The following is a 20,990-nucleotide window of genomic DNA, read 5'->3' as shown; positions in this document are numbered from 1 at the left end:
AAGCTTCAAGTAATTTAACTCTATGACAGGTCACCGAGAGCCGGTGGCCCCAGAACACCGGAGCGTTTCAATGACCGCAGAAGCCAGCACCCAGGACCTCCTCCCTGCCGAACTCACCATGGGCACCGTGATGCTCAAGGTCGGCGACATGAAGCTCATGACCGATTACTACCAGCGCGCCCTCGGCTTGGAGGCGGTGGCCGAACAGGACGGCGGGCTCTACCTTGGCCGCCGGCAGAAASCGCTGGTCCATCTGGCCCCCGCGCCGGGCCTGAACCTGCCCTCCCGTGGCGAGGCCGGGCTGTTCCACACCGCCCTGCTCTTCGAGGACCAGCACTCCCTGGCGGCCACCATCGCCAGCGCCGCCCAGTACGAGCCCCAGTCCTTCACTGGCAGCGCGGACCACCTCGTCAGTGAGGCCTTCTACTTCAACGACCCCGAAGGCAACGGCATCGAGCTTTACTGGGACCGGCCGCGGGAGGCTTGGTCCTGGGAGGGCAAGAACGTCGTCATGGACAGCCTCGCCCTGCCGCCGCAGCGTTACCTGCAGCAGCACCTGACCGAGGCGTCCGTGGCCGGCCAGCGCGAGGCCGCCGCCGGCGTCGGGCATGTCCACCTGCAGGTGGGCGACGTCGCGTCGGCGCAAGAGTTCTATGTCGGCACGCTCGGCTTCGAGAAGACCGCGGGCTGGCACGGTCAGGCATTGTTCGTCTCGGCCGGCGGCTACCACCACCACATGGCCATGAACGTGTGGAACAGCCGCGGTGCCGGCCCCCGGCGCGACACGCTGGGCCTGGGCGAGGTGCTGATCGAAGTGCCGTCCGGCGACGACGTCGGAGCCCTGGCGGAGCGGCTCCAAGCCGCCGGCGTCGACTCGCACCACACCGGCGCCGAGCTGCGCTTCGAGGACCCCTGGCGCAACCGGATCCGCGTCGCGGTTCGCTAAGTCCGAGCCCTGAGGGACTTGCCCAGCGCAGTGGGCCAGAGGTGGACATGTCCCCATCCGGCTGGCCGGGCCGAGGGACATGTCCATTTGCCGCTGCCACCAGTGGACACAGCGCCTATATGTCCATTGGCCGGGGCGAGCGGAGGGCATATCCGCGGGAGGTGGCGGCGTGTCAGGGCCAGCCCGGGCGCGTGGCCGGGGCCAGCAGTGGGCGTGTCCCCGTGTCCCGTGTCCCCGTGTGGCTGGCCGGGCCGCGGGACATGTCCATTTGCCGTGGCCACGAGTGGACATAGTGCCGCTATGTCCATTGGCCGCGGCCAGCGGAGGGCATGTCCAGTCCAGGCGCAGCCGGGCCGAAGCGCTAGGCTGAAGTGACGTGCGAAAACAGCGGACCACGTACCGCCGAACCCTAAGGACGAGCTGCATGGGATTCACCGAAATCTTTGTGTCCACCCACGAAGGAGCCCTCAAGCGCGCCGGCGCACTCGAAGGCGGCGGCCCGGCCACGCCGGAGGCCGTTCGCATCCCGGACATCAGTGACTTTGAGGTGGAGCGGCTGGGCGACCTCGCCGGCGTGGCCGTGCACGCCCCCGGCGCGGACTACGAACTGGCGATGGTTGACGTGGCCAGCGACTCGCTGCTTGGCGTGCCCGCCGCGATGATCCGCACGCTGGCGGAGCTGCTCAGCTACGAAACCGAAGGGGAAGGGGACGTCCTCGAGGACGTCGCGGCCAACTGGGCCGCCGAGGAGGACATGCCCTTCGGTCCGGACGCGGCCCGGGGCTATGTCCGCCGGATCGCCGAGCTCGCCGCCGGAGTGGACCCCGCCACCAAGTCCGGTCTCTACGTCTGGACCTCCTGACCGGCCCGGATCGCCCCCTGCAGGACCCGTTCCGCCGGGCTGGGCCCGTGTCAAGTCGAAATCCTGCCGGTGATCTGGCACAATGAACAGGTACTCGATCTGCGTGGCCCCTCTCTCCGCGTCCGGATCTTGTCCTTTAGAACCCCCAAGTACGGCCCGCCCCACGGGTGCAGAACGCCGGGCTCGACCCCGTTTCAGAAACAGGAGTGACCACAAAAGTGGCCGTAAAGATTCGCCTTAAGCGCTTCGGTAAGATGCGCGCACCGTACTACCGCATCGTCGTCATGGACTCACGCTCCAAGCGTGATGGCCGTGCCATCGAAGAGATCGGCAAGTACCACCCGACCGAAGAGCCCTCGTACATCGAGGTCGACACGGACCGTGCCCAGTACTGGCTCGGCGTCGGCGCACAGCCGTCCGAGCAGGTTGCCGCGATCCTCAAGATCACCGGTGACTGGCAGAAGTTCAAGGGTCTSCCCGGCCAGGAGGGAACCTTGAAGACCAAGGCTCCCAAGGCTGCCTTCGTTACCCCGGAAAAGGGTTCCGTGATCATCCCGGAAGCCATCACCAAGAAGGCCAAGAAGGACGAAGCTGCCGAGGCTCCCGCCGACGCCGCCGAAGCAGAGACCACCGAGGCTGAGTAAATTGCTGGCAGAAGCGCTCGAACACCTGGTCCGCGGGATTGTTGACAGCCCCGAGGACGTCAAGGTCAGTGCGAAGAACAACCGCCGCGGGGAAACCCTCGAGGTGCGCGTTCATCAGGACGACCTCGGACGGGTGATCGGCCGGCAGGGCCGGACCGCACGCGCATTGCGCACTGTGGTTGCGGCGCTGGCGGACGGCGAGYCGGTCAGGGTCGACGTCGTCGACACCGACCGCCGCCGGTAACGCGTTCAGCAGTACTTGTCTTAAGTCCGGCCCCTTCACCAGATAACGGTGGAGGGGCCGGACTGTTTTCCCCTATTACTTTCCTGTATTTACGCACCAGCAGTACAGATTCACCAACCCCGAACAGAGGAACAGATGCAGCTCCAGGTGGCACGAATCGGCAAGCCCCACGGCATCCGCGGCGAAGTGACCGTCCAGGTGCTCACCGACGCGCCCGGCGACCGCTTTGTCCCCGGCACGAAGTTCATCGTGGAGCCTGCCTCGGCCGGGCCGCTGACGGTGTTCAGCGCCCGCTGGAACAAAGACATCCTGCTGCTGGCCTTCGATGAGATTGAGACCCGCAACGAGGCAGAGGGCCTGCGCGGGGCGAAACTTTTCATCGAAACCGAGGACATCGGCGCCGACGACGACGATGAGGGCTGGTACGAGCACGAGCTCGTGGGCCTGGAGGTCCGGGTCGGCGGCAGCGTCGTCGGCAAGGTCTCCGCGCTGCACACCTTGCCGGTCCAGGACCTGCTGGTGGTCACCACGGCCGAGGGCGCGGAAGTCCTGATCCCGTTCGTCGAGCAGATCGTCCCCGAGGTCAACGTGGGCGAAAAGTACGTCCTCGTCACCCCGCCGCCCGGACTGTTCGAGGTCAACACCGACGAGGCGCCCGAGCAGCAGAAGCCCGAAGCGCAGGGCGCATCCGCCGGGGACCTCGACGAGCAGGGCAACGCGTAGATGAGAATCGACGTCGTCAGCATCTTTCCGGAGTACCTGGCCCCGCTGGAACTGTCGCTGATCGGCAAGGCCCGCCAGGACGGCCTGCTGGACTTGAGGGTCCATGACCTGCGCGAGTTCACCACCGACCGGCACCGGACGGTGGATGACACCCCCTACGGCGGCGGAGCCGGCATGGTCATGAAGCCCGAGCCRTGGGCGCAGGCGCTCACCGCCGTAGCCCTCGTGGCCGCCGGGCGCGCCGAAGGCACAGACGCTGCCGGCGAACATGCCAACGAAGCCACCGAAGCCAACGACGCCGGGGAAGTCGGGTCCGCCGGCAAGCCCGTGCTCATTGTCCCGTCGCCGGCGGGGGAGCGGTTCACCCAGGCCACAGCCCACGAACTCGCCGAGGAGGACCAGCTGGTCTTCGCCTGCGGCCGGTACGAGGGTATCGATGAGCGGGTCCTGGAATGGGCCGCGGACCACTTCACCGTCCGGCCCATGAGCCTGGGGGACTACGTGCTCAACGGCGGCGAAGTCGCCGTGCTGGCCATGGTGGAGGCCATCGGGCGGCTGCTGCCCGGCGTCGTCGGCAACCCCGAGTCCCTCGTGGAGGAGTCCCACTCGGACGGGTTGCTCGAGTACCCCGTCTACACCAAGCCCTCCAGCTGGCGGGACCGTGACGTCCCGGCGGTGTTGCTCAGTGGCAACCACGGCAAGATCGCCCAGTGGCGCCGGCACGAACAGTACCGGCGCACCGCCGAACGCCGCCCCGACCTCCTTGCGGAGTTCGACGCCGGCAAGCTGCCCCGCGCGGACCGCACGGCGTTCGCGGACCTGGGGTACGACGTCGTCGACGGCCACCTGGTGCGCCGTCCCGACGCCTAACCGCCGGGATTGGGCTAACCCGCAGAAAATGTGGCAAAATTAGKMCTTGTGCCTGCTGGGTCGCGAACCTGCCACAGGGGGAGCGCTGCCAACAGCCGGGCACCCCGGTCCCGTCTATTCCTGACAGGGCCGGATCGACAAACTTTCGGCGGAATTTCCGGGCGGCCAAGGCTCCCGGGCTTGACCGCCGTAACCCAACGTGAGTGACCTGTGGCGTTCACCAGGAGTGGATCAATGCATATCCTCGATTCCGTAGATGCAGCCTCGCTGCGCACCGATGTTCCCGAGTTCCGCGCGGGTGACACCATCAAGGTTCACGTGAACATCATCGAAGGCAAGAATTCCCGCGTCCAGGTCTTCCAGGGCTTCGTCCTGGGCCGCCAGGGCGATGGCGTCCGCGAAACCTTCACCGTCCGCAAGGTCTCCTTCGGTGTCGGCGTAGAGCGTACCTTCCCGGTGCACTCCCCGATCATCGACAAGGTCGAGCTCGTCTCCAAGGGTGACGTGCGCCGCGCCAAGCTTTACTACATGCGTAACCTGCGTGGTAAGGCCGCGAAGATCAAGGAAAAGCGSGACTTCCAGACCGGCAAGTAAGTCCCTCCGGGACTTTTACCGCGGGTCCACGGACCGTCCCCGGCTTGTTGCCGGAACTATCCGCAACAGCGCACATTAGTTCACAACAGCGCCAGGGGATACGGAACATGGAACAGCCAAAACGCCAGCCCAGGAAACCGGGCTGGCGTTTTGCGTTGCTGGCCCTGGTGCTCGCCGTGGCCATCAGCGCTGTGGTCCGCTCGCTGTGGCTGGACATCTACTTCATCCCGTCCGCYTCCATGGAACCGCTGCTGCKCACCGGGGACCGGATCGTGGTGGCGCGCACCGGTTTCCAGGCTGAGCCCCTGGGCCGGGGAGACATCGTCGTCTTCGACGGCCGCGGCTCCTTCGCCCCGCTCAACAGYGGCAACGGCCCCGTCGTGGATGCCMTCKCCGACGCCGGACACTGGCTTGGCCTCGCGGGCAGCGACACRACMTACGTCAAGCGCGTCATTGGACTGCCCGGCGACCGCGTGGTGTGCTGCGACGCCGGCGGCCGGCTCACAGTCAACGGCCAGCAAGTTGCGGAACCCTATGTGTACCCGGGGGACACCCCGAGCGARATGAAATTCAGTGTTGAGGTGCCGGCCGGGCGGCTTTGGCTGATGGGGGACCACCGCTCCATGTCGGCCGATTCCCGGAGCCTCCTCGGCGCCCCMGGCGGCGGSATGGTGCCGCTGGAACGCGTGATCGGCAGGCCGGTACAGATCATCTGGCCGCTTGATAGATTTGCAGCAGTAGCGCGGCCCGAACCRGCCGCGACAACGACGACGACGAACGGACAGTAGATGCCCGARACCGAACCGCGCACTCCTGATCCGCAGGGCCAGGACGGACCCCGGGTTACYGCCTCGGCGATTCCCGGGGACGAGCCGGCGGAACACCCCACCACCCGGCTGCCGCAGGCRCGGGTCGCGGACGAGCCCGMCGCCGGKGCGGAAGCCSGCCAGGGTGCAGGTGCGGTKGCAGGAAACGGTGACGGTGCTGYGCCGGCTGTTGCGCCGRCGTCGCCGCCTGGGCCGTCGCAGGGCGAAAGCGCCGGAGCGCGGCGGGCTGATCGGAGCGGCAGGGAGCGGCCCTCCGGGCCCGCCCACGCCGAGCCATCCTCCCGGCGGGCACGGAGGGCGCAAGCCCGTGAAGGGCACAGCCCGTTGTTCCTGTGGCTGAAGGAGGTTGCCACAGTAGTCATCGTGGCGATCGTGCTGTCCTTCCTGATCAAGACCTTCCTGTTCCGGGCCTTCTACATCCCGTCTGAATCCATGGTCAACACCCTGGACGTGAACGACCGCATCTTCGTCAACCTCCTCGTGCCCGAGCCCATGGCGCTCCAACGCGGGGACGTCGTGGTGTTCCGGGACAGCCAGGGCTGGCTGGCCCCCGCAGCGGAGAAGACGAAGGGCCCGTTCACCTGGGTGCAGGACGGCCTGACCTTTGTCGGCCTGCTGCCGGACAACTCCGAACAGCACCTCGTCAAGCGCGTCATCGGCCTCCCCGGCGACCACGTGGTTTGCTGCGACGCCGGCGGCCAGCTCACCGTCAACGGCACGCCGCTGGACGAGACCTACATCAACGCCGCGGAGATTCCCCAGGTCAAAGACTTCGACGTCGTCGTGCCCGCGGGCAAGGTCTGGGTCATGGGCGACAACCGCAACCACTCCGCGGATTCCCGCGCCCACATGGACACCAACGGCGGCTTCGTCAACGAGTCCGACATCGAAGGCAAAGCCGCCGTCATCGCCTGGCCGCTGAACAGGATGTCCGCGCTCGACAACTATCCGAACGTCTTCCGCAGCGTGCCGGCCCCGAACGGAAAGTAAGCCTCCCGCCATGTCCGTCGCCCCCACCCTCGACTACGAACACCGCTTCCGCAGCTCCGGCGCCCGGCTCCTCGCGGGCATCGACGAGGTGGGCCGCGGTGCCCTCGCCGGGCCCGTCAGCGTGGGGATCGTCGTCGTGGACCTGCAACAGCAGAAGCTTCTGGCCGATGTCCGGGACAGCAAGCTGCTCAAGGTCGCGGACCGGGAGCGGCTGGTGCCGCTGGTCCGGGACTGGAGCGTCGCGTCCGCCGTCGGGCATGCGTCCGCGAATGAGRTTGACGAGCTCGGGATCATCGGCGCCCTCCGGCTGGCCGGCAACCGCGCCTGGTTCGCCGTCCTGGCCACGGGTGTTAGGCCCGAGGTGGTCCTGCTGGACGGCAGCCACAACTGGCTCTCGCCGGATCTGCAGCCCTCACTGTTTGACGATGCCCCCGCGGAACCCGGCTGCGACGCCCCCGTTCACACGCTGGTCAAGGCGGACATGCAGTGCCTCAGCGTCGCCGCGGCGAGCATCCTGGCGAAGGTCGAGCGCGATGCGATGATGTGCGAGCTGCACACCCAATACCCGGCCTACGGCTGGGACGAGAACAAGGGCTACGGCACCACGGCGCACAAGGAGGCCCTGCGGGCCGCCGGTCCCACGCCCTACCACAGGGTCAGCTGGCAGCTGCTCTAGCGCGCGGGTGCGGCCGGCCCGGGCAGGTGCTGCCCGGATCGGCGGGGCGCCTCGGCGGAACGCCTTGGCGGAGCGCCTCGGCGGAACGCCTTGGCGGAGCGGCGGCAGGGCCGTGGCGCGCGGCCGGCGCYGGATGGTGCAAGATGGAACCATGAGTGCCGAGGACCTTGAAAACTATGAGACCGACATGGAGCTACAGCTCTACCGCGAATACCGCGACGTCGTCGGGCTGTTCAGCTATGTGGTCGAGACCGAGCGGCGTTTCTACCTTGCCAACCACGTGGACCTGCAGGCGCGCAGCGCCGACGGCGAGGTCTACTTCGACCTGACCCTGCAGGACGCCTGGGTGTGGGACGTGTACCGCTCGGCCCGGTTCGTCAAGAGCGTCCGCGTCATCACGTTCAAGGATGTCAACGTTGAGGAACTGCCGCGCAGCGAGGAACTCGCCCTGCCCAAGGTCGAGGACCTGGGCAACTGAGCCTGGTTTCCTAACGCCCGATTGCTACGTTTCGTTGGCTSACAATCGCRTCAACACGTCCTGTCAACGCCGCTTCGGCGCAGCGTTGGTAGATGTTCCCTCAYGGGTTATCTCCTCTGTTTAGAAATTCTGTTACCTGCTGCGCAACCTCGTCGGTGATTCCCGTYTGCCAGCTCGTTTTGAACAAGGGCTGACCGGCATAGAAGTCAGTGTCATCGTCGACAATTGCATACCGYGTAACTTCCGGATGCTGGTCCAGCCACATCTTCACCTCCTCGCCACGAAAACCTGTGTCTGCTGTCGGAGTGACGTCAAAGGTCTTGTAAACGTGTCGGTCGACTTCTTCACGGCCGCCTTGGAAGTGCCGCCATGTGGACGTAAGGACRATGGCTGCGTCAGTGTCGAGGATTATCTTGCCGACCTTGGATGCCAAGACAGGATCGATGCCCATGAAGCCCCGAAAGCGCTGTCTCGTACCCACGCGGTTGACGACTCCATCAATATCGAGGAAAAGTACCTTCATTCCTGTTGCTCCCACAGTTCGCCTCGCCGGCTTTGATTATGGGCCGCACTGCTGAACGCGCTTCGGACACTCGTATCATTTGGATTGTGCCCGTGTAACCACTGCTGGATGTAGTACCGGGTCTCGCCGCGTCGAACTGATCGGCCGCGCACAGCTCGTCCGTGATATGGCAGGCAGATTCCTCGGTTTGCCAGGTTTCCACATAGCCAAATTGTGCCCTGTGTTCGTCCGTGGCTGCGCTCCACGATGGAGGCATGAGAGCTAAGGATGTGCTGGGCCGGCGAGGGGAGGACCTCGCGGCGGGCTACTTGGAAGCCCAGGGCATGCGGGTGGTGSAGCGGAACTGGCGCTGTCCCGAGGGCGAGATCGACATTGTCGCGCTCGACGGCGACGCACTGGTCATYGCCGAGGTGAAAACCCGAAGATCCCTCGCGTACGGGCATCCGTTCGAGGCCGTCGGTGCGGACAAGCTGGCCCGGCTCCACCGGCTCGCGGCGGCGTGGTGCCGCGTCCAGGGGCTGCGGGCGCCGCTGTGCCGCGTGGACGTCGTCGCCGTGCTGGACGACGGCATTGGCGAGCCTGCCGTCGAGCACCTCAAGGGTGTGGGCTAGATGTCCCTGGGACGGACCTATTCCGTGGCCCTGGTAGGCCTCAACGGCTACATCGTGGAGGTCGAGGCCGACATCGGCCAGACCCTCCCGGCGTTCGTCATCCTGGGCCTGCCGGACGCGTCGCTCAACGAGGCCAAAGAACGGATCCGCTCSGCGGCCCAGAACTCGGGGATACCGCTCAGCCGCCGGAAGATCACGGCCAACCTCATCCCGGCGTCGCTGCCCAAACGCGGCTCGGGCTTCGACCTTGCCATCGCCATGGCCGTGCTGCTGGCGGCAGAYGACATCCGCCCCACGGGCCGCATCGTCTTCATTGCAGAGCTCGGCCTGGACGGCCGGCTGCGGCCMGTGCGGGGCATCCTCCCGGCCGTGATGGCAGCAGTACGGGCCGGCTACCCCGAGGTCGTCGTGGCGCGGGCCAACGTCGCGGAGGCAGAGCTCGTGCCCGGAGCACGCGTCCGGGGGTATGCCACCCTGGCCCGGCTCGCCTTCGACTGCGGCGCGGACCCGCAGGACCTGGCCCTCGACTTCGCGCCCGAGCCCGAGGATGACGGCCCCGGTACTAGCCCCGGCCCTGCCCTGGCGCCGGACATGTGCGATGTTTCCGGCCARGCCGCGGCGCGGCGTGCCTTGGAAGTGGCTGCCGCCGGGGCCCACCACCTGCTGCTGACGGGGCCGCCGGGCGCCGGGAAGACCATGCTCGCCGAGCGGCTGCCGGGCCTGCTGCCGGACCTGGGTGACACCGAGGCGATGGAGGTGACGGCCATCCATTCCCTGTGTTCGTTGCCGTCGGGCTCCGTGCAGCTGCTGCGCCGTCCGCCCTACGAGAACCCGCACCACACCGCGACCGCCGTGGCCATCATCGGCGGCGGGTCCGGGCTGCCGCGGCCAGGGGCAGCGTCCCGTGCACACCGCGGCGTGCTCTTCCTGGACGAAGCCCCAGAGTATGACCGTGGCGTCCTGGACGCCCTGCGGCAGCCGCTGGAAAGCGGCGAGCTGGTCATCCACCGTTCGGCCGGGTCCGCGGCCTATCCCGCCCGGTTCCAGCTGGTCCTCGCGGCCAACCCCTGCCCCTGCGGCAAGGCAACGGGCAAAGGGGTGGACTGCATCTGCACTCCCACCATGCGCCGCCGGTACCAGGCCCGGATGTCCGGTCCGCTGYTGGACAGGGTCGATATCCAACTCGAAGTCGAGCGGGTGTCGCTCGCCGGTTTCGGCCAGCCCGCGGAGGAGGAAGGGACCGCCAGCATCGCCGAACGCGTCCGGGCGGCCCGGAGCCGTCAGCTGGACCGGCTGCTGCCGTATGGGATGGAAACCAACGCCCAAGTCCCGGGGCGGCTGCTGCGCGGGGCCCTGCGGCTTGGCGCCCCCACCACCCGCATCCTGGACTACGCGCTGGAGCGCGGCGTGCTGACAGCACGCGGTTATGACCGTGTGCTGCGCCTCGCCTGGACCGTTGCGGATCTGTCCCTGCACGATGCACCGGACGCGGACGACGTCGGGCAGGCGCTGGGTCTCCGCCAGGCCGCGGCGGCCTCCCTGTGAACCCGCCGGCACGAATTACGCCCCCACCGCCACGCGAAAGGAACCACGATGAGGGATGACGAACGGACAGCCCGGGCCGCGCTGTCCCGACTGTTCGAACCACAGGACGCGGCGGCGCTGGCACTCGTGCAGGCCGCGGGGGCGCAGGACGCCCTCCGGATCGCCACCGGCGGACTCGCCGCCGGTCCCGGGCTCGAACAGGAGATCACCGGAATCCTGGCGGACAGCGGCCCCGGCGGCACCTGGTCAGGACTGGGCGCCGCCCTCAAGCGCTGGGCACCGCGGGTACCCGACCTCGCCCCCGAGAGGGACCTGGCCACCATGCAGCGGCTCGGCGGACGGATCATCATTCCCACCGATGCATTRTGGCCCCTTCAGCTGGCGGACCTCGGCCTGCAGGAACCCCTGTGCCTATGGTGGCGGGGCATGGAGCAGGAGGTGCCGCCGGCGGCCAAGACCATAGCCCTGGTGGGCTCCCGGGACAGCACCAGCTACGGGGCGTCSGTGACCGGCGACCTCGCCTACTCACTGGCCCAACGGGGCTTCACGATCGTCTCCGGTGGCGCCTACGGGATCGACGCCCACGCCCACAGGGCGGCACTGGCCGGAAGTACAGGCGGCATGCCCACCATCGCTGTCATGGCCGGGGGAGTGGACCGCTTTTACCCTGCCGGAAATGAGGACCTGCTCCGGGCTGTGGCGGACCACGGGGCCGTCCTTGCTGAGGTTCCGCCCGGCTCCGCGCCCACCCGCTACCGTTTCCTGCAGCGTAACCGACTCATCGCGGCGTTGGCCGCCGTCACCGTCGTCGTCGAGGCCCGGTGGCGTTCCGGGGCCCTCAACACGGCCCATCATGCCGAAAGCCTGGGCCGGGCCGTCGGCGCCGTGCCCGGGTCCATCCACAGCGCCAACTCCGCCGGCTGCCACCGGCTCCTGCGGGAGGGCGGAGCGGTGTGCGTCACGGATGCGGGGGAAATCGCCGAGCTCGCCTCCCCGAGCGGCGACGCGATGCCCTCGGACAAGTCAACCCGCTCGGAAGCCCACGACGGACTGACCCTGGAGGACCTAATCTTGCTCGACGCCCTGCCGCTGCGGACCACCAGCTCCGTCGAGAAGCTCGCCACGGTGGCCGGACTGAGCCCGGAGTCGGTCCGCGCGGGGCTCGGCCGGCTGGGGCTGCTGGGCCTGGCCGAATCCCGGCACGGCGGCTGGAAACGTTCGGGGAAGGCCAACTGACATGATGAGCGCCGCCGGCATGGCGCGGCTCGCCGGAGCGCTCCTTGAATGCCCCGGGAATAATGCCAGAGTAGGAAGGTGTCTACACAGAAACTCCCTGCCCCGCTGGACGGCGCCGCCACCCGCTTCGGCCGCTACCTCGACGCCGAGCGGGGCCGCTCCGCCCACACCGTGCGGGCCTACCTCTCCGATGTCGAAAGCCTGCTGGCGCACGCTGCGACCGAGGGGGTCCAGGACCTTGCCGGGCTGGAACTCGGGACCCTGCGGCGCTGGCTGGGCGCCCAGAGCGAGTCCGGCAAGTCCCGCGCCACCCTGGCCCGCCGCGCCGCTACCGCCCGGGCCTTCACCGCCTGGGCGGTCCGCGAGGAACTGATCGAGGCCGACCCTGCCCTGCGGCTCAAGGCGCCCAAGCGGGAGAAGACCCTGCCCGGTGTCCTGCACCASCAGCAGGTCCTCCGGCTCGTGGACGACGCCGAAGCCGCCTCGGCCGAGGGAGAACCACTGGCTTTGCGCAACCGCGCYATGGTGGAGCTGCTGTACGCCACCGGTGTCCGAGTGGGCGAGCTGGCCGGCATGGACGTGGATGACCTCGACCCGGACCGCAGGACGCTGCGGGTGATCGGCAAGGGCAACAAGGAACGCACGGTCCCATACGGGCTGCCGGCGGCGCTCGCGGTGGACGACTGGCTCCGCCGCGGCCGGCCGGCCCTGGCCACCGGAACCAGCGGCCCCGCCCTCTTCCTGGGCGCACGCGGCGGCCGGGTGGACCAGCGTCAAGTCCGCAGCGTGGTCAAGGAGATGCTGGAGCGGTTGGGGGACACCGCAGCCACCGGTCCGCACGCCCTGCGGCACTCCGCCGCGACCCACCTCCTCGACGGCGGCGCAGACCTGCGCGCCGTACAGGAAATCCTCGGACACAGCAGCCTGGCCACCACCCAGATCTACACCCACGTGTCCGTCGAGAGGCTGCGGCAGAGCTACCAGCAGGCGCACCCCAGGGCCTGAGGATCGCCGGCACATCACGTCCGGCCGCCAGGGGCCCGGCAAGGGCCCGCCATCGCGTCCGACCGCCAGGGGCCCGCCATTGGACCCTGATTCCTGCMCGGGAATCCGCCCATAGATCTGCCCTCCGCCAAGCGGACCAGGGTCCGCCGGGYGSCCCATGCAACCGGCCACGGCGCGCCGGGAAAAGACGCGCCGAATCGCACTGGCGTAATTAGGAGGGGTAGGGCAGAATAAAACTCACGCCCGGGAAGTTTCAAGTTGAACTTGAAGCTGGAATGCACCACGTCCCAGYTTCRAACCCGGTTGTATATTAGTAGTCTGGCAGGGACCGCCGGCATGAAWTCGGATCCGCGCAACAGACAGACATCCAGGCAGAGGTCGTTGGGGAAGACGTACCTACAGCTATGGAGGATGGAATGTCTGTTGCACTGACCCGAGGTGTGTTGTTCGTTCACTCGGCCCCGACTGCCTTGTGCCCCCACGTCGAGTGGGCCATAGGGTCTGTCGTGGACAAGCGGACGGACYTGGAGTGGACCGCTCAGCCTGCCGCGCCCGGAATGTTCCGGGCCGAGCTGTCGTGGACCGGARCGCCGGGCACGGGGGCTCAATTGGCGTCCGCTCTGCGCGGCTGGGCGCACTTGCGCTACGAAGTCACCGAGGAACCGAGCCAGGGAGTCGACGGCGGMCGCTGGTCGCACACCCCGGAGCTSGGAATCTTCCACGCCACCACMGACGTCCACGGCAACATYATGGTGTCMGAGGACCGYATCCGGTACGCCTACGAATCCGGSGCAGGCGACCCCTCCGCCGTCTATCACGAACTCTCGCTCGCCCTGGGCGAGGCCTGGGACGAGGAACTSGAGCCCTTCCGCCACGCAGCCGAAGGCGCGCCCGTGCGYTGGCTCCACCAGGTCGGCTAAGGACCGGCCAGGGGCTGCCCGCAGCAACTCCATAGCTAGGCGCCCCATGAGCGATGGCGGCAATGTTCAGGACGAGCATTGCCGCCATCGCTCATTCCGGGAGGGGCCCCGGGCGGCCGGCGCAGGATCGCGTCGTGATCAACGACTACGGCCCCAACCAGGACCCAAACGGCAGATGGCGGCAATGTTCCTTGAGAACATCGCCGCCATCTGTCATATGGGCGGGGGAGTGCGCGGAGCACTTACACGCTGCGTACCGCGATCACGGCGTTGTGGCCGCCGAAGCCGAACGAGTTGCTCAGCGCGGCGATGCTGCCGGCGGGCAGGTCCCGGGCCGTCGTGACGACGTCGAGCGGGATCTCCGGGTCCTGGTTCTCGAGGTTGATGGTCACCGGCGCCTTGCGGTCGTAGACGGCCATGACSGTCAGCACGGCYTCYACCGCACCGGAGGCGCCSAGCAGGTGMCCCATCTGCGACTTGGTGGCCGAGACYGCGACGYTGTCCACGTGCTTGCCCAGGGCGGCCTTSAGGGCCGCGTACTCGGGCTTGTCGCCGACCGGGGTGGAGGTGGCGTGCGCGTTGACGTGCACGATGTCCTCGGGCTGGATGCGGCCGTCGAACATCGCGGCCTTCAGCGCGCGGGTGGCGCCGAGGCCCTCGGGGTCCGGGGCGGTGATGTGGTARGCGTCGGCGGTCACCGAGGTGCCGGCCAGTTCGGCGTAGATCCGTGCGCCGCGGGCCAGGGCGTGTTCCTCGGCCTCGAGCACCAGAGCGCCGGCGCCCTCGCCCATGACGAAGCCGTCACGGTCGCGGTCGTAGGGACGTGAGGCGTGCTCGGGATCGTCGTTGCGGCGGGAGAGTGCCTGCATGGAGGCGAAGGCGGCGATCGGCATGGGGTGGATGGCCGCTTCGGCGCCACCGCAGACGACGACGTCTGCCTTGCCGGCGCGGATCAGGTCCAGGCCCACGTGCACGGCCTCGGTGCCGGATGCGCAGGCGGAGACAGGGGTGTGGGCGCCGGCGCGGGCGCCCAGGTCAAGGCTGACTGCCGCGGCCGGGCCGTTGGGCATCAGCATCGGCACGGTCATGGGCAGGACACGGCGGGGGCCCTTTTCGCGCAGGGTGTCCCAGGCGTCCAAGAGGGTCCAGACGCCGCCGATGCCGGTGGCGAAGGCCACTGCCAGGCGGTCGTGGTCGATTTCGGTGATGCCGGAGTCGGCCCACGCCTCACGGGACGCGACCACGGCGAACTGGGTGGACGGGTCCATGCGCTTGGCTTCGACCCGGGTCAGGACATCGAGGGCCGGGGTGGAGGCGCGTGCGGCGAAGTGGACCGGCAGCTCGTACTTGGCCACCCAGTCGTCCTCGAGCGTGTGCGCGCCGGAGACGCCCTTGAGCGCGTTCTTCCACATCGTGGGGACATCGCCGCCGATGGGTGTGGTGGCACCCAGACCGGTAATGACTACTTTGCGTGCCATGGGATCACTCTCTGTCGGTGCGCCTGCCGTATCCGGGACCGCGAACGGGATGGCCGGGGCCTGCGAGGGGAAAACTTTGGGGTCGTGCACTTGGTGGTGGTCCGGTCCGGGCACTACTGCAGCGCCCGGACCGGTCACCGGGTCCGCCGTTGCCGGCGGAAGCCAGACTAGGCCTGGGCGTTGGAGATGAAGCTGACGGCGTCGCCGACGGTCTTGAGGTTCTTGACCTCTTCGTCCGGGATGCGGACGCCGAACTTCTCTTCGGCGTTGACCACGATGGTCATCATGGAGATGGAGTCGATGTCCAGGTCCTCGGTGAAGGACTTGTCCATCTCGACGGCTTCGGTGGCCAGGCCGGTCTCTTCGTTGACGATTTCAGCCAGGCCGGCCAGGATTTCTTCGTTGCTAGCCATTGAAGGCTCCTTTTCTAGTTGTTGCCCCCGCCTGCCGGTCGAATGCCTGCATGCGGGGGCGGAAATGAATCAAACCGAGGGTTCGGCTTGGTGCGGGAATGCTTGCTGTGCACCGCATGGGGACAAGCCCTGAACGCGAAGTACATGCSGTGCAAAGGTGAAACGGGCGGAACGTATTTAGTTCGGAAAAGCGGGTGGCTGCCTAAGGAAGCACGACCACCTGGGCGCCGAAGACCAGTCCGGCTCCGAAGCCGATCTGCAGCGCCAGCCCGCCGCTGAGCTCGGGGTTTTCCTCAAGCAGGCGGTGGGTGGCCAGGGGGATGGACGCCGCCGAAGTGTTGCCGGCGTCCGCGATGTCGCGGGCGATCTTGACGGTCTCGGGCAGCTGCAGCTTCTTGGCCATCTCGTCGATGATCCGCATGTTGGCCTGGTGCGGGATGAACGCGGCGAGGTCCTCGGACCGGATGCCGGCGGCGTCCAGGGCCTGCTGGGCCACCTTGGCCATTTCCCATACGGCCCAGCGGAAGACGGTCTGGCCGTCCTGGCGCAGGGTCGGCCACAGGGACGCGTCGGTCACTGCCGCTTCTTCGTCGCTGACAGCGGCGCCGTGCTTGCCGGTCAGGGCGAGCTCGCGGATATCCAGCATCGAGTGGGTCATGCCGATCGCATCCCACTTGCTGCCGTCCGAACCCCACACCGAAGGGCCGATGCCCGGCGTGTCGGAGGGGCCGATCACGACGGCGCCCGCGCCGTCGCCGAGCAGGAAGGAGATGGTCCGTTCCGTGTTGTCGATGACGTCGGAGAGCTTTTCGGCGCCGACGACCAGGACGTAGGCGGCCGCGCCGGACCGCACCAGGGCGTCACCCTGGGCGATGCCATAGCAGTAGCCGGCGCAGGCCGCGGAGATGTCGAAGGCCGGGGCCGGGGTCGCGCCGAGGCGGTCGGCGAGGCTCGCGGCAGCSGAAGGGGTGGCATATGGGTGCGTGACCGTGGAAACGATCACGGCGCCGAGCTGGGAGGCCTCGATGCCGGCCCTCTGCAGCGCCTCGCGGGCGGCGCCCTCGGCCATGTCGATCACRCTGACATCGGCSGGYGCGCGGTGCCGGGTGATGATGCCKGTGCGCTGGCGGATCCATTCATCSGAGGAATCGATCCACTGGCACACGTCCTCGTTGGTCACGATCACGCTGGGCCGGTAGGCGCCGACACCCATGATGCGGGTGTTTTCCTGYACGGGCGCCTGCTTCAGAGTGGGAACGCTCATGCCCCTCCCTCCAATTCTGCAAATARGGCCAGGGCCGCGGAGAGGTCGTCCGGGGTCTTGACGGTGACAGTCTTGACGCCGGGCATGCCGCGCTTGGCCAGGCCGGCCAGGGTTCCGGCGGGGGCCAGCTCGATCACGCCGGTCACGCCGCGCTGCACCATGGTCTCCATGCACAGGTCCCAGCGGACGGGGCGGGAGACCTGGGCGATCAGGCTGTCGACGGCGGCGCCGCCGTCGGTGACTTCCGCGCCGTCGAAGTTGGACAGCAGCGGCACCAGCGGGTTCTGCGGCTGCAGCGACGGGCGCAGGGCCTTCAGGGCCGCGCCGGCGGGAGCCATGTGCGAGGTGTGGAACGCGCCGGCGACCTTCAGCGGAATGACCCGGGCCTTGGCCGGCGGGTTCTCGGCCAGGGCCTTGAGCTGTTCCAGGGTCCCGGCGGCGACGGTCTGGCCGGCCCCGTTGACGTTGGCGGCGGTGGCGCCGGCTGCCTCGATGGCGGCCAGGACCTCGGCCGGGTCGCCGCCGACGACGGCGCTCATGCCGGTCGGGGTGGCGGCCGCGGCCGCGGCCATGCTGTTGGCGCGTTCGCGGACGAACGTCATGGCTTCGGTTTCCGTCAGGACACCGGCCAGCGAGGCCGCGGTGATTTCGCCGACCGAGTGACCGGCGAGGACCACCGGAAGGGTTCCGAGTTCGACGTCGAAGAGCGACTTTGCGGTCACCAGTCCGGCGGCGACGATCAGGGGCTGCGCGACGGCAGTGTCCTTGATGGTCTCCTCATCGGAGGTRGTGCCGTGGGCGGTGAGGTCGATGCCTGCTATTTCGCTGAGGGAGGCCAGGAGGCCTGCGACGGGTGGCAGTTCCAGCCAGGGGGCCAGAAAACCAGGGGTCTGGGAGCCCTGTCCAGGGCAGACGATTGCAAGCACGTAACCAGCTTTCCAAATTACGGCGTGAACATTCGTGTTTTCATGCACCAAGCTCACTGGGTCAGTTTGTAGGAAGTCTACAACGGATCAGGAGCCGTTGCGGGGAGGCTGCCGCTCCGTGGGGGCCTTCGGAGGRGCCGACARCCGGCCCACGACGAGGGCGGTYTGGAGCACGAACGCCTCCCGCGGCAGCAGGGGATCCCAGCCCGTGACGTCGCAGACGCGCTTGAGCCGGTAGCGGACCGTGTTGGCATGGACGAAGAGCTCACGGGCWGTCGCCTCGAGCGAATGGCCCAGTTCAAGGTACGTGCCGAGGGTCTCCACKAGCCCGTTGGAGGCGGCSAGCARGGGGCGGTAGATGTTCTTGACCARGGAGCGGCGGGCGGCGTCGTCGCCGGAGATCACCCGCTCGGGGAGCAGGTCATCGGCCGCCACCGGGCGCGGCGCGGASGGCCAGGCGCGGGCCGCSGTCAGRCCGGCAAAKGCCGACTGGGCGGAGCCGCTGGCCTCGAGCAGGGACCCGGCCTCCGGGCCGTAGACCACCGGGCCGGGGGCGAAGAGTTCGCTGAGTTTCAGGTACGCGGTCTCCCGGTCGTGGACACCKCCGAGGATGAGGATGAGCCGGTCGCCCTGGATCCCCACRAGGGCGTCCTCGGCGAAACGCCCCGCGGTGCGCCGCAGTTCGCTGACGTAGCTGGCGCTTGGTTCGGACGGGGAATTTCCGACCATGACGGTGAAGCGCTCCTGCGCCTTCCAGCCCAGSGCCGCGATCCTGGACCGCAGYGCGTCCGTGTTTTCGCCGCGGAGTATGGCGTCGACGATCAGGGCTTCCAGGCGGGTGTCCCAGGAKCCGCGGGATTCCGCGGCGCGGGCATAGACGTCGGCAGCCGCGAAGGCGACCTCGCGCGAGTAGCGCAGCACGGCTTCGCGGAGGGCTGACTGGTCCGCTTCCGGGGCTATGACCGGGACCTGGTCTTCGACCACTTCCACGACGATCCGGATCAGCTGGAGCGCCTTCTGGAGGCTGATGGAGCGGGTCAGTTCGGTGGGCGCGGTGCCAAAGACGTCGGARAGGATCCACGACGGCGAGCTCGGCCGCTCATACCAGGTRACGAAAGCCGCGATGCCGTTCTGGGCCACCATGCCCAGCGCGGAGCGCTCGTCCGAGTTCAGCCGGCCGTACCACGGCAGGGACTTCTCCAACTGGCGCAGCGTCGTCGTCGACAGCTGGCCCACGCTGGCGCGGAGCTTYTTGAGGGTYTCGGCTTTCTCCGGAGTCATCGCCCTCGAGGCCGGCTTGCGTTTTTCGGGAGTGGTGATCGGCTCTGCCATGCATTGAGCATACGGGGCGCGCCGCCCAAGCTCCATTTGTGCGAAGGCTACAACTGCCGTTGTCCTGCGTCACAGCGSCCGGCGGCKTTGGRCGGAACGGCCGWTARGACKGTTAAACGCCCGACGGCGGCCCCCACCAATCGGTGGRGAGCCGCCGTCGAGTACGATGCCTGGCCTCACGGCCCGGCAGGGCGTCAGGTTAGGAGTCGCCGCCTGCGTTGCCGGTGGTGCCGGCATTCACGTTGTGCAGGCGGTACTTCTCGATGGCCTGGGCGGGCGCCTGGGCGTCGACTTCGCCGCGGCGGGCGAGCATCTGCAGGGAACGGACCACCACGGAGTGGATGTCGTTCTTGAAGAAGCGGCGKGCCGCGGCGCGGGTGTCGGAGAAGCCGAAGCCGTCGGCGCCGAGSGAGGCGAACTCGTTCGGGAGGAACTGGCGGATCTGGTCSGGCACGGCCTTCATGTAGTCGGTGACCGCGACGATCGGACCGGTGGCGCCGGCGAGCTGCTGGGTSACGAACGGGACRCGGGCGGGCTSRCCGGGGTTGAGGAAGGCTTCTTCCTCGGCKGCCATGGCGTCGCGGCGCAGTTCGGTCCAGGAGGTCACGGACCAGACATCGGCGGAGACGCCCCAGTCCTCGGCGAGGATCCGCTGGGCCTCGAGGGCCCAGGGGACGGACACRCCGGAGGCAAGGATCTGCGTGCGCGGGCCGTCGATCTTGGCCGGCGCCAGCAGGTAGATRCCCTTGATGATGCCTTCGACATCGAGTTCCGCCGGTGCCGGCGGCTGCACGATCGGCTCGTTGTAGACCGTGATGTAGTACATCACGTTCCGCGAGGGGKCGTTGTCGGCAATTTCTTTTCCGGCTTCGYCGGGACCATACATCCGGTTGAGGCCGTCGCGGACGATGACGCCCATCTCGTAGCCGTATGCCGGGTCGTAGGTGACGACKGCCGGGTTGGTGGCGGCGAGGATGGGGGAGTGCCCGTCGGCGTGCTGCAGGCCTTCGCCGGTGAGGGTGGTGCGGCCTGCGGTGGCGCCGATGATGAACCCGCGGGTCATCTGGTCSGCGGCGGCCCAGAAGGAATCGCCGGTGCGCTGGAASCCGAACATCGAGTAGAACACGTAGACCGGGATCAGYGGYTCGCCGTGGGTGGCGTAGGAGGTGCCCGCGGCGGTGAAGGCTGCCACGGARCCGGCCTCGTTGATRCCGGCGTGCACGATCTGGCCGGAGATGGACTCCTTGTASGCSAGGACGAGCTCGCGGTCCACGGARAGRTAGTTCTGGCCGTTCGGGTTGTAGATCTTGGCCGTCGGGAAGAACGCGTCCATGCCGAAGGTCCGTGCCTCATCCGGAATGATCGGCACAATCCGCKTGCCGAACTCCTTGTCCCGCATGAGGTCCTTGAGCAGGCGGACAAACGCCATGGTGGTGGCGGCRTGCTGCTTGCCGGAGCCGCGGTTGGCGACTTCGTAGACCTTCTCATCCGGGAGGGTGACGTCGACGTGCTTGGAGCGSCGTTCGGGGACGAAGCCGCCGAGTTCCTTGCGGCGGCCCATGAGGTACTGGATCTCCGGGGAGTCCATGCCGGGGTGGTAGTACGGGGGCCGGTAGAGGTCCGCTTCGAGCTGSTCGTCCGTGATCGGGATGCGCAGGTGGTCGCGGAAGGCCTTGAGGTCCGCGAGGGTGAGCTTCTTCATCTGGTGGGTCGCGTTGCGGCCCTCGAAGTGGGTGCCCAGGCCGTAGCCCTTGACCGTGTGGGCCAGGATGACSGTGGGYTTGCCCTTGAACTCGGTCGCGGCCTTGTACGCGGCGTAGACCTTGTTGTAGTCGTGGCCGCCGCGCTTGAGGTTCCAGATCTGGTCATCGGTGAGGTCCTGG

General features: G+C 68.0%; 23 protein-coding genes. 16 read left to right on the top strand and 7 right to left on the bottom strand.

Going from position 1 to position 20,990, the window contains the following annotated elements; translation table 11 throughout:
• The first annotated feature begins 70 nt into the window (after positions 1 to 70).
• The 11 genes from AC1DEY_RS16590 to AC1DEY_RS16540 all read left to right on the top strand — a co-directional run bounded on the left by AC1DEY_RS16590 (position 71) and on the right by AC1DEY_RS16540 (position 7,854).
• Positions 71 to 946, top strand: a complete 876-nt coding sequence (locus AC1DEY_RS16590) for a VOC family protein (RefSeq protein ID WP_476868925.1) — start codon at positions 71 to 73, stop codon at positions 944 to 946.
• A 424-nt stretch (positions 947 to 1,370) separates the two neighbouring features.
• Positions 1,371 to 1,808: a hypothetical protein gene (locus AC1DEY_RS16585; RefSeq protein ID WP_476868924.1), complete on the top strand. Its 438-nt coding sequence runs from the start codon at positions 1,371 to 1,373 to the stop codon at positions 1,806 to 1,808.
• A 218-nt stretch (positions 1,809 to 2,026) separates the two neighbouring features.
• Entirely contained in the window at positions 2,027 to 2,452 is a 426-nt protein-coding gene (gene rpsP, locus AC1DEY_RS16580) for a 30S ribosomal protein S16 (RefSeq protein ID WP_026266438.1), read from the top strand.
• Between the two features lies 1 nt (position 2,453).
• Positions 2,454 to 2,696: an RNA-binding protein gene (locus tag AC1DEY_RS16575; RefSeq protein ID WP_476868923.1), complete on the top strand. Its 243-nt coding sequence runs from the start codon at positions 2,454 to 2,456 to the stop codon at positions 2,694 to 2,696.
• 135 nt (positions 2,697 to 2,831) lie between these two features.
• Positions 2,832 to 3,419: a ribosome maturation factor RimM gene (gene rimM / locus AC1DEY_RS16570; protein WP_476868922.1), complete on the top strand. Its 588-nt coding sequence runs from the start codon at positions 2,832 to 2,834 to the stop codon at positions 3,417 to 3,419.
• On the top strand, positions 3,420 to 4,289 hold the full coding sequence (trmD, locus tag AC1DEY_RS16565; protein WP_476868921.1) for a tRNA (guanosine(37)-N1)-methyltransferase TrmD: 870 nt from the start codon (positions 3,420 to 3,422) through the stop codon (positions 4,287 to 4,289).
• Positions 4,290 to 4,523: 234 nt separating this feature from the next.
• Positions 4,524 to 4,883 (top strand): 50S ribosomal protein L19, encoded by a 360-nt coding sequence (gene rplS, locus AC1DEY_RS16560; protein WP_441407644.1) that lies wholly within the window; start codon positions 4,524 to 4,526, stop codon positions 4,881 to 4,883.
• 107 nt (positions 4,884 to 4,990) lie between these two features.
• Positions 4,991 to 5,671 (top strand): signal peptidase I, encoded by a 681-nt coding sequence (gene lepB / locus AC1DEY_RS16555; RefSeq protein WP_476868920.1) that lies wholly within the window; start codon positions 4,991 to 4,993, stop codon positions 5,669 to 5,671.
• Positions 5,672 to 6,700, top strand: coding sequence for a signal peptidase I (gene lepB, locus AC1DEY_RS16550; protein WP_476868919.1), 1,029 nt, complete (start codon positions 5,672 to 5,674; stop codon positions 6,698 to 6,700).
• Positions 6,701 to 6,710: 10 nt separating this feature from the next.
• Positions 6,711 to 7,376: a ribonuclease HII gene (locus tag AC1DEY_RS16545; RefSeq protein WP_476868918.1), complete on the top strand. Its 666-nt coding sequence runs from the start codon at positions 6,711 to 6,713 to the stop codon at positions 7,374 to 7,376.
• Between the two features lie 151 nt (positions 7,377 to 7,527).
• Positions 7,528 to 7,854, top strand: coding sequence for a DUF2469 domain-containing protein (locus tag AC1DEY_RS16540; protein WP_018773443.1), 327 nt, complete (start codon positions 7,528 to 7,530; stop codon positions 7,852 to 7,854).
• Between the two features lie 100 nt (positions 7,855 to 7,954).
• Here AC1DEY_RS16540 and AC1DEY_RS16535 read toward each other — a convergent pair whose 3' ends face one another.
• Positions 7,955 to 8,377, bottom strand: a complete 423-nt coding sequence (locus tag AC1DEY_RS16535) for an HAD domain-containing protein (protein WP_476868917.1) — start codon at positions 8,375 to 8,377, stop codon at positions 7,955 to 7,957.
• 254 nt (positions 8,378 to 8,631) lie between these two features.
• Between AC1DEY_RS16535 and AC1DEY_RS16530 the strand changes: the two genes are divergently transcribed.
• The 5 genes from AC1DEY_RS16530 (at position 8,632) to AC1DEY_RS16510 (ending at position 13,694) form a co-directional block, all read left to right on the top strand.
• The gene (locus tag AC1DEY_RS16530) at positions 8,632 to 8,988 is read left to right on the top strand and encodes a YraN family protein (RefSeq protein WP_476868916.1); all 357 of its coding nucleotides are present in this window, start codon (positions 8,632 to 8,634) and stop codon (positions 8,986 to 8,988) included.
• On the top strand, positions 8,989 to 10,533 hold the full coding sequence (locus tag AC1DEY_RS16525; RefSeq protein WP_476868915.1) for a YifB family Mg chelatase-like AAA ATPase: 1,545 nt from the start codon (positions 8,989 to 8,991) through the stop codon (positions 10,531 to 10,533).
• A gap of 48 nt (positions 10,534 to 10,581) precedes the next feature.
• Entirely contained in the window at positions 10,582 to 11,769 is a 1,188-nt protein-coding gene (dprA, locus tag AC1DEY_RS16520) for a DNA-processing protein DprA (protein ID WP_476868914.1), read from the top strand.
• Between the two features lie 78 nt (positions 11,770 to 11,847).
• Entirely contained in the window at positions 11,848 to 12,774 is a 927-nt protein-coding gene (locus AC1DEY_RS16515) for a tyrosine recombinase XerC (RefSeq protein ID WP_476868913.1), read from the top strand.
• A gap of 416 nt (positions 12,775 to 13,190) precedes the next feature.
• Positions 13,191 to 13,694, top strand: coding sequence for a DUF3145 domain-containing protein (locus AC1DEY_RS16510; protein ID WP_476868912.1), 504 nt, complete (start codon positions 13,191 to 13,193; stop codon positions 13,692 to 13,694).
• A gap of 242 nt (positions 13,695 to 13,936) precedes the next feature.
• Here the strand turns inward: AC1DEY_RS16510 and fabF are convergent, their stop codons facing one another.
• From fabF to AC1DEY_RS16480, 6 genes are all read right to left on the bottom strand, one after another.
• Positions 13,937 to 15,172, bottom strand: a complete 1,236-nt coding sequence (fabF, locus tag AC1DEY_RS16505; RefSeq protein WP_476868911.1) for a beta-ketoacyl-ACP synthase II — start codon at positions 15,170 to 15,172, stop codon at positions 13,937 to 13,939.
• Positions 15,173 to 15,339: 167 nt separating this feature from the next.
• Positions 15,340 to 15,585, bottom strand: a complete 246-nt coding sequence (locus AC1DEY_RS16500) for an acyl carrier protein (protein ID WP_079554778.1) — start codon at positions 15,583 to 15,585, stop codon at positions 15,340 to 15,342.
• 202 nt (positions 15,586 to 15,787) lie between these two features.
• Positions 15,788 to 16,849, bottom strand: a complete 1,062-nt coding sequence (locus AC1DEY_RS16495; RefSeq protein ID WP_476868910.1) for a beta-ketoacyl-ACP synthase III — start codon at positions 16,847 to 16,849, stop codon at positions 15,788 to 15,790.
• Positions 16,846 to 17,775 (bottom strand): ACP S-malonyltransferase, encoded by a 930-nt coding sequence (locus AC1DEY_RS16490; protein ID WP_476868909.1) that lies wholly within the window; start codon positions 17,773 to 17,775, stop codon positions 16,846 to 16,848. The genes AC1DEY_RS16495 and AC1DEY_RS16490 overlap by 4 nt, the downstream gene beginning before the upstream one ends.
• An 87-nt stretch (positions 17,776 to 17,862) precedes the next feature.
• On the bottom strand, positions 17,863 to 19,107 hold the full coding sequence (locus tag AC1DEY_RS16485; RefSeq protein ID WP_441407656.1) for a PucR family transcriptional regulator: 1,245 nt from the start codon (positions 19,105 to 19,107) through the stop codon (positions 17,863 to 17,865).
• 199 nt (positions 19,108 to 19,306) lie between these two features.
• Positions 19,307 to 20,990, bottom strand: a 1,684-nt coding sequence (locus AC1DEY_RS16480; protein ID WP_476868908.1) for a transketolase-like TK C-terminal-containing protein, incomplete at its 5' end; no start/stop codon positions are given.

This window comes from Arthrobacter sp. 05T47 (genome assembly GCF_056395825.1).
The sequence above is the reverse complement of the archived record's forward strand: the minus strand, read 5'-3'. Positions and strand labels throughout refer to the sequence as shown.

Excerpts from the sequence above, each read along its gene's own strand:
- AC1DEY_RS16585 (WP_476868924.1), top strand. The coding sequence starts at position 1,371 with ATGGGATTCACCGAAATCTTTGTGTCCACCCACGAAGGAGCCCTCAAG.
- rimM (WP_476868922.1), top strand. The coding sequence starts at position 2,832 with ATGCAGCTCCAGGTGGCACGAATCGGCAAGCCCCACGGCATCCGCGGC.
- AC1DEY_RS16540 (WP_018773443.1), top strand. The coding sequence starts at position 7,528 with ATGAGTGCCGAGGACCTTGAAAACTATGAGACCGACATGGAGCTACAG.
- AC1DEY_RS16500 (WP_079554778.1), bottom strand. The coding sequence starts at position 15,585 with ATGGCTAGCAACGAAGAAATCCTGGCCGGCCTGGCTGAAATCGTCAAC.